The sequence below is a fragment of the Pyxidicoccus fallax genome (assembly GCF_012933655.1).
In the GTDB taxonomy this organism is placed as follows: Bacteria; Myxococcota; Myxococcia; order Myxococcales; family Myxococcaceae; genus Myxococcus; species Myxococcus fallax.
In genome coordinates, this window is sequence record NZ_JABBJJ010000042.1 from 46,548 (window position 1) to 54,283 (window position 7,736).

7 protein-coding genes are annotated in these 7,736 nt (G+C 72.1%); all 7 read right to left on the reverse strand.

The window, feature by feature from the left end:
* Positions 1-5: 5 nt before the first annotated feature.
* The 7 genes from HG543_RS12085 to HG543_RS57140 all read right to left on the reverse strand — a co-directional run bounded on the left by HG543_RS12085 (position 6) and on the right by HG543_RS57140 (position 7,497).
* A complete protein-coding gene (locus tag HG543_RS12085; protein ID WP_169344875.1) occupies positions 6-881 on the reverse strand; it encodes a DMT family transporter in 876 nt (291 codons plus the stop codon).
* Positions 881-2,134: a hypothetical protein gene (locus HG543_RS12090; protein WP_169344876.1), complete on the reverse strand. Its 1,254-nt coding sequence runs from the start codon at positions 2,132-2,134 to the stop codon at positions 881-883. The genes HG543_RS12085 and HG543_RS12090 overlap by 1 nt, the downstream gene beginning before the upstream one ends.
* Positions 2,131-2,442: a 4a-hydroxytetrahydrobiopterin dehydratase gene (locus HG543_RS12095; RefSeq protein ID WP_169344877.1), complete on the reverse strand. Its 312-nt coding sequence runs from the start codon at positions 2,440-2,442 to the stop codon at positions 2,131-2,133. Before HG543_RS12095 ends, HG543_RS12090 begins: the two co-directional genes overlap by 4 nt.
* A gap of 52 nt (positions 2,443-2,494) precedes the next feature.
* The gene (locus tag HG543_RS12100; RefSeq protein WP_169344878.1) at positions 2,495-3,853 is read right to left on the reverse strand and encodes a hypothetical protein; all 1,359 of its coding nucleotides are present in this window, start codon (positions 3,851-3,853) and stop codon (positions 2,495-2,497) included.
* A gap of 26 nt (positions 3,854-3,879) precedes the next feature.
* Complete coding sequence (glpK, locus tag HG543_RS12105) at positions 3,880-5,370, reverse strand: glycerol kinase GlpK (RefSeq protein ID WP_169344879.1); 1,491 nt, start codon at positions 5,368-5,370, stop codon at positions 3,880-3,882.
* Between the two features lie 91 nt (positions 5,371-5,461).
* A complete protein-coding gene (locus tag HG543_RS12110; RefSeq protein WP_169344880.1) occupies positions 5,462-5,701 on the reverse strand; it encodes a hypothetical protein in 240 nt (79 codons plus the stop codon).
* 173 nt (positions 5,702-5,874) lie between these two features.
* Positions 5,875-7,497, reverse strand: a complete 1,623-nt coding sequence (locus HG543_RS57140; protein WP_343073333.1) for a ligand-binding sensor domain-containing protein — start codon at positions 7,495-7,497, stop codon at positions 5,875-5,877.
* Between the last annotated feature and the right edge of the window lie 239 nt (positions 7,498-7,736).

The following is a 7,736-nucleotide window of genomic DNA, read 5'->3' on the forward strand; positions in this document are numbered from 1 at the left end:
GTGAATCACTCCCGCGAGGGAGCCTTCACGGGCGCACGAGGCGCCGCCTTCGCGGAGAGCGCCAGCAGCACGCCCGCCAGCAGCGCCGCGCCCGCGAGCACCAGCCGCTGCGTCGCCGTCTCACCGAGCAACAGCACGCCACCCACCGCCGCCAGCACCGGTACGGAGAGCTGGACGATGGCGGCCCGGGTCGCCGTCAGGTGCGGCAGCGCCGCGTACCACAGGCTGTAGCCCACGCCGGACGCCAGCGCCCCCGAGGCCACCGCCAGCGCGAGCCCGCTCCCCGTCGCGTGCGGCGTCCCCTGCACCAGCAGCCCCACGCCGGACAGGGCCACCGTCATGGGCACGGAGCGCAGGAAGTTGTCCGCGGTGGCGGCCAGCGGGTCGCGGTTGCCGCGGCCTCGCAGCGAGTACACGCCCCACGCCACGCCCGCGCCCGCCATCAGCGCCGCGCCCACCGGGTCCGGCGCGGAGACGCCCGGCGCCGTCAGCCCCACCAGCCCGCCCAGCGCGAGCAGCAGGCCCGCCACCTCGCGCGCCTTCGGACGCTCGCCGCGTGCCAGCCCCGTGCCCAGCATCGTCGCCTGCACGCAGCCGAAGAGCAGCAGGGCGCCCACGCCCGCGGGGATGCGCACGTACGCCAGCGAGAAGCCCGCCGCATATGCGAAGAGGGCCAGCGCGGAGGGCCAGGAGCCACCTGTGTGCCGCCCACCGCGCGCCCGAAGCAGCACCGCCAGCACCAGCGCGCCGGACACCAGCCGCACGCCCGTGAAAGAGGCCGCGTCGATGAGCCGCCCGCCTCCCGCCAGCGCCGCGCGGCACAAGAGCGAGTTGGCCGCGAACCCCACCAGCGCCAGCACCGTGAGCAGTCCCGTCCGCATCAGCGCCAGAATCCCACGGACAGGCCCACGTTGGTGTACCGCCGCGCCAGGTCGAAGGACGCGCTGATGGACCAGTCCTCCCAGTAGCGCAGGACGAACACCTCGAAGCCGCCCGTGAAGTGGGGCCGCGCTGGCCGGCCGTCGAAGGGCGAGGACTCCGCGTAGATGCCCGCGCGCAGGCGCACCATGCCCGGCACCGTGTCGTGCTCCACGCCCAGCCGGGGGGCGAACTCGGAGGTGTGGCCCACCTTCTCCGGCTCCGCCGTGGAGGCGAACGAGCGCACCGGCACCGCGTTGTCCACGCCGGAGATGAGGTCCACCTGCGCGCTCAAGAGCCACCGCCCCGCGGGTGCTCCCGGTGGCTCCTCGTCCGGGACCGGCAGCGCGTCTCCCTCCACCAGGAGCTGCCGGCGCGCCGCGGGGGACAGCCGGTTGTAGCGCTCGGAGCCCTCGCCGAAGCGCCACGACGCGCCCAGCGACAGCACCGCGGGCGCCGCCACCGCGCTGAAGAGCGGCTTGCCCGCGAGCACCGGCGCCTGGCTCGCGTCACCGCGCAGGTCCGCGATGACTTCCGGCCGCACCGTCACACCCAGCCGCCACGCGCGGCCATGGGGCCGGTACAGCATGTCCACCTGCACGCCGGTGTCCCCGTAGCGGATGTCGTCACCGCCGGAGGACAGGCGGAAGGTGGCCTGCGCCGCGTACAGCCCGAGCGCGAGGATGAAGTCGTCCTGCCCGAAGGCCACCGCCCCCGCGAGCACCGACTGCGTCAGCGACACGCGGATGCGCTCGCTGTCGCCCGAGCACGCCACGGTGGCGCAGTAGGACACCGAGCTGTTGCGCAGCGCGAAGCCGATGCCGAAGCGCTTGTACTGGAGCAGCAGCCCGCCCAGCAGCTGGCGGCTGTCCTCCGACTCGTCCGCGCGCCCGTCGTTGTCCAGGTCGCGCTTGCGCCCGCCGGTGAAGGGCAGGTCCAACCAGGTCAGCGTGACGCCCAGGTCCCAGTCCTTCTCCAGCGAGGGACTGCGGTGCGCCAGCGCCGCCAGGTTGCTGGGGAAGCCCGCGGCGCCCTCGGCGATGCCCACGTACGCGCCGCCCAGCGCCACCACGCGCGCCGAGCCCAGCAGCGCGCCGGGGTTGAAATAGAGCCGCTCCGGGCGCGGCTGCACGGGTGGCTCTTCCTGCGCCCACGCCACCGGCGAGGCGGCCAGGGCCACCGCGAACACCAGCGCCTTGCACTCGCGCCTGCTCACTTCGCCCGCACCACCTCCGTGAAGAGGCGGTCCGCCTCGGCGGCCAGGGCGGTGTCGCGGAAGGTGAGGCCCCCGGCGTCGTGGGTGACGAGCGCCAGCGTCACCTTCCGCCAGCGGATGTCGATGTCCGGGTGGTGGTCCGCCTTCTCCGCCGCCTGCGCCACCTTCTCCACGAAGGCGATGCCGGCGAGGAAGGACGGCGCCTCATACGTGCGGCGAATCATCCCGCCCTCGTGCTTCCACTCGGGGTGCTGGGCGAGGAAGGTCTGGAGCGCCTCGGGGGCGAGCAGCGTGCGGTCGTAGGCCATGCCCGCTTTCTACCCGCTCCCGCGCCGGGGGGAAGCCGACAATGCCCGGCCGTCAGCGGGTGGACGGCCGCGCGTACACCGTCACTCCACCTGTTCCACCCTGGTGCTCCACCCAGATGAAGCGCTCCCCGAAATAGGACACATCGGAAGTGCTCCCCGCGCCGGGCGCCACCTCCAGGTCCACCAGTCCCGTCGTGGCATTCCAGCGCGCCATCACCGCGGGGACGTACGAGCCCGTCGAGCGCAGAATCGGAAGGATGGGGCCCGGGCGCAGTGAGGAAGGGTACGCGGTGATGCCGCCATTGAGCGCCAGCGTGCCTTCCGCCACCAGCCTGCCGCTCGCGGCCGGGTAACGGTGGAGCGTGACCTTGCTCTGGCCCGCCGAGAACTCCGTCGTCGTGGTCCACAGCACGTCCGCCTCGTAGCCCACGACGTTCCCCTCCGGCGCCTGACAGGGGATGTCCAGCACGGGCGCATACGCGCCCAACGTGTCGAGCTCGTAGGGGCACACCACGGTCCGCGATTCGAAGGTCCGCGGGTCTCTCGCGCTGCCCACCACCAGCAGCCGGGCTCCCGTCCGCAGCAGCAGCGCGCTGGTGGAGTCGTTGCCCATCATGGACGAGGAGGCATCGATGAAGCTCAGCACCGTCGTGGGCGCGCTGGCGACGCCCCCCGACTCGCTGAAGGTGTAGCGGTACAGGCTGCCGTTGCGGACCAGCAGCAGCTCCTCGGGGGTCGCGCCGCGCGAGTCCGGCCCCGGGGTCCGGGGAGTCCCCGCGTTGAGGGGCAGGGTGGCGGTCCCGGTGGGCGCGAGCGGCCCCGAGCCCCGGTCGACATAGCGGCGCACCTCGTTCCCATCCAGCACCCACACCACGTCACCCGCCACCGCCACGGTGGGGTGGGAGGACGTGGCGAGCTGCTGGAGGGGCTCGCGTGGCTCGCGCAGGGCCTTCGCTCCACACAGCCAGGTGCCCTGCGTGGTGCGGTCCACGTACGGGCAGGTCGTCACCGAGGGGAAGAAGGCCAGGCGGGGGGCCTCGCGGTGGTCCTCCACCACCAGGACGTCGAGCTGGTGGAGGCTTCCCACGGGCGCGAAAGCGACGAGGACGTGGTGACGGCCGCGCATCGTGGGGGTGAAGCGGACCGTGGCCCCCGCCAGACTGAGCTCCGCCGTGGCGGGCACCGGCTGGTTCTCCGGGTCGTAGACCTCCACCGTGACGGACTCCGGCCGCCGCGCCTCCACCGTCGTCGGGTCGCAGGCGTGGGTCAGCGTGGCGCGCACGTCGAGGACCACCTCCTGGTCCATGCCGAAGACGCGCTCCTGCGTGGGCGGCTGGCCCTGCGGCCCGCTGAAGCAGGGCTCGGGTGTCGGGCAGGCGGTGGCGCCGCCCAGCACGAGCAGGGCGGCCACGAGGGACCTCCAGCGCGGGGCCCGCATCACGCGCGCTCCACCGCTCGCTTCCACTTGGCCAGGTGCCGCTCGCGCACGTCCGCCTTCATCTTCGGCTTGAAGGTCTTGTCCGCCTTCCACGCGCGGCGGATGGCGTCCGGGCTGTCCCAGACGCCCGCGCCCAGGCCGCCGAGGAACGCGGCGCCCAGGCTCGTCGTTTCCAGGTTGCGCGGGCGCACCACCGGCACGCCGAGGATGTCCGCCTGGTACTGCATGAGCAAATCATTGGCCGCCGCGCCGCCGTCCGCCTTGAAGGTGGGGATGTCCCGCCCGCTGTCTCGGCGCATGGCGTCCGCCAGGTCGTGAATCTGCAGGGCGATGCCCTCCAGCAGCGCGCGCGCGAAGTGGGCCACGGTGGTGGAGCGGTCGATGCCGGCGAAGAGGCCGCGCGCCTCGGGACGCCAGTGCGGCGCGCCCAGGCCCGCCAGGGCGGGGACGAAGACGACGTCGCCGGAGTCCTTCACGCTGGCGGCGAGCGCCTCGATGTCCGGCGCCTTCTTGATGACCTTGAGCCCGTCGCGCATCCACTGCACCGCGGCGCCGGCGATGAAGCTGCTGCCCTCCAGCGCGTACGTGGTGGTGCCGGTGCCGCCCAGCCGCCACGCCACCGTGGTGAGCAGGCCGGACGTGGAGCGCACCGGCGTGGTGCCGGTGTTCATCAGCAGGAAGGCGCCGGTGCCGTACGTGCACTTGGACTCGCCGGGCTCGAAGCACGCCTGTCCGAAGAGGGCCGCCTGCTGGTCACCCGCCATGCCCGCCACCGGCACGCCGTCCGGCAGGCTGCGCATGCCGCGCGTGGTGCCGTACACCTCCGCGGAGCCGCGAATCTGCGGCAGGCACGCGGCCGGCACCTTCAGCAGCGAGCGCATGTCGTCGCTCCACTGCAGCGTCGTCAGGTCCATCAGCAGGGTGCGGCTGGCGTTGGACACGTCGGTGACGTGCGCGCTGCCGCCGGTCAGCTTGTAGACGAGCCACGTGTCGATGGTGCCGAAGCACACGTCGCCCTTCTCGGCGCGGGCTCGGGCGCCCTTCAGGTGGTCGAACATCCACGTGAGCTTCGTGCCGGAGAAGTACGGGTCCACGACGAGGCCCGTCACCTCGCGCACGCGCGGCTCCACGCCCTCTTCCTTGAGGCGCCGGCACAGCTCGGACGTGCGCCGGTCCTGCCAGACGATGGCGTGGGCCAGGGGCTTGCCGGTGTCGCGCATCCACAGGCCCGTCGTCTCGCGCTGGTTGGTGATGCCCACCGCGGCGATGTCGCGCCCGTTGAGGCCCGCGTCCTTCAGCGCGCGGGCGATGCACCACTCGCTGGTGGCCCAGATTTCGTCCAGGTCGTGTTCCACCCAAGAGGGCTTGGGGAAGTGCTGGGTGAACTCCTTGTAGGAGCGCCCCACCACCTGGAGCTTCGAGTCGAGGATGGAGACGTGGGTTCCGGTGGTGCCCTGGTCCAGGGCCAGCACGTGCTTCGCCTTCGGCATGGGGTGAGTCCTCCCAACGGCAGACGGCCAGATGGGAGGAACCTACTCCAGCCTGGGGGCCGGACAGGCGAGCTTCCTGTCCGGCACCTGTCTAATAGCTGTAGGGAGAGCGGTTGCCGAAGAAGCGGCGCATGCCGTACGCCGTCAGGCCGCCAATGGCCATGCGGCCCAGGGAGCCGCCGAGGATGCCTCCCGAGGCGACCCGGCTGCGGCCGTAGCCGTACCCCATGGGACGGCGGCCATAGCTGGTGCGGCCGCGATTCCAGCCGCCGGTGCCATAGCTACGACGACCGCCGGCAAGACCACCGAGAATGCTTCCCAGAAGAGACATGGTGAGGCCTCCTGTGCGTCAAAGGGTTGAAGGCCCCCGCCGTCCTGGCGGGAGCGTTCCCGCCGGGGCGGGAGTGCCTTCAAGGTGACGCCGCCTCCCGGAGAGGACACCCCTTCCCGGGAGGCGTGCCTCCGGGGCCCTCTGGCGGCCCCGGAGGCGGGCAGGCGGCCCTGCTACTTGCCGGTGTAGATGCCGATGGCGCCCCGGTGGGTGATGTTGCCCGTCTTGTCGCGGAAGGCGTCGAAGGCCACCAGCACCTTGCGGTTCTCGCCGCTGCCCACGACCTGGATGTCCCAGACGGGCAGGCCGGCCAGGTTGCCGAGCACGCTGTTGTGGCTGACGAAGTCGCCCTCGGTGTGCATCCGCATCAGGCCGCCACCCCAGCGGTGGCCAATCCACAGGCTGCCGTCCAGCGGATCCCTCTCGAGCGAGGACACGAAGCGCTCATGCTCGGCCGCGAGGTGGCGCGCCGTCACCACGCCCGTGCTGTCCATCTTCGCCAGGCCCCGGGCGAAGCTGGACAGCCACACCGTGCCGTCCGGCATGAGGACCAGGTCGCTGATGAGGTCGTCGATGCGCTGCGCACCCGTGGGTTTGTCCGCCTCGCCCACGAGGTCGGGCCAGACGTCGATGCGGTTCTTGACGTGCTTCTTCTCCTCCGTCTGCTTGCGCGCCGCCTCGAAGTTCCACGGGCCACCGACGGTGTGGCCCTCGAGGTTGGTCATGATCTTGAAGCGCGAGGTGCGGATGTGCGTGCCCATCCACACGTCACCGTCGGGCCGCACCGCCACGCCCCAGACGTCGCCGGCCAGCCGGCTGTCCTCGCTGGTGTCGTCACCCATGAGGATGGCCGGGTGCACGTGCTCCATGACGCCGAACTTGCAGCGCTGGCGCGTCTCGCGGCCAATCTCGTTCCCCGCCGCGTCCTTCTGGATGTAGACCCACTCGTTGGCGGCGCGAATCTCCGGGTTGGAGCACGTCTCGGCGCCCGCGTAGTTCGGCTCGCCCCAGGCGAGGCCGTGGTTGGAGGCGAACCAGAGGCTGTCGCGCTGCTTGTCCCAGACGATGCGGTTCACCGTGCAGAGCTTCTCGCGGTGGCCGTAGCCCGGCACCGAGTGCGCGGGCGAGTGGATGTCGTAGTGCTGCACCTTGAGGGTGCCGTCGTCCTGGAGCTCCACGCGGTCCGCGTCACCGCTCTTGTAGATGGCGGGGTCCTCGAGCTCGCCCGGGGCCTTGTAGAACTCGCTCTCGCAGTTGTCCCGGCCCTGGTAGCCGACCCACACGGTGCCGGCGGGGCCGCCAGCGACGGAAATCACCTTGAGGTAGCGCTTCTCCGGGGCGGGGTCCTTGCCCTTCCACGGGGCCCACGGCTTCAGGCCATCCGCCATGGTGTAGCACTTGAAGGTGGAGGCGTTGGGCTTCAGCAGGCAGAGGCCGTCCTCGCCGCCGGCCACCCAGAGGTTGCCACCCTCGTCCTCGGTGACGCCGAGCACCTCGCGCGGAGCCCCCTGCGCGGCTCCGAGGAAGCGCCAGCCGTTCGCGTCCGGAGGGACGTTGTTGCCGCCACCGCCACCGCCGCCATCCGGCGTGCCGGAGTCAGGCGTCCCCGAGTCGGGCGTGCCGGAGTCCGGAGTGCCGGAGTCGGGCGTGCCGGAATCGGGCGTTCCCGAGTCGGGTGTGCCGGAGTCCGGAGTGCCGGAGTCGGGCGTGCCGGCGTCAGGCTCCCCGACGGGCGGCGGGTTCTCTTCTTCGGGCGGCGGGGGTTCCTCGTCGCCGACCGACGGGTTCTCGTCCACCGGAGGGTCCTCCACGGCTGGACGGGTATCGGGTGTGCCGCCTCCGCCGCACCCCACCCACAACGCCGCGCCCAACAGTCCTGCCCACCACCTGCCTCGTCCCAGCCAGCGCATACCCCGGTCTGCCTCCAACGTCCTCCGGCGGACGTTTCACTTGTAGCCAGGGAGTCCAGAGGCAAGCGCGATGCCAGGGATTGACGGGCCGTGAAAGCCGCGCGGTGGGGTGGAGAGGGAAGGGC

Bases quoted from the DNA above. Each gene is read 5' to 3' on its own strand.
- HG543_RS12085 (WP_169344875.1), bottom strand. From the start codon at position 881: ATGCGGACGGGACTGCTCACGGTGCTGGCGCTGGTGGGGTTCGCGGCC.
- HG543_RS12095 (WP_169344877.1), bottom strand. From the start codon at position 2,442: ATGGCCTACGACCGCACGCTGCTCGCCCCCGAGGCGCTCCAGACCTTC.
- glpK (WP_169344879.1), bottom strand. From the start codon at position 5,370: ATGCCGAAGGCGAAGCACGTGCTGGCCCTGGACCAGGGCACCACCGGA.
- HG543_RS12110 (WP_169344880.1), bottom strand. From the start codon at position 5,701: ATGTCTCTTCTGGGAAGCATTCTCGGTGGTCTTGCCGGCGGTCGTCGT.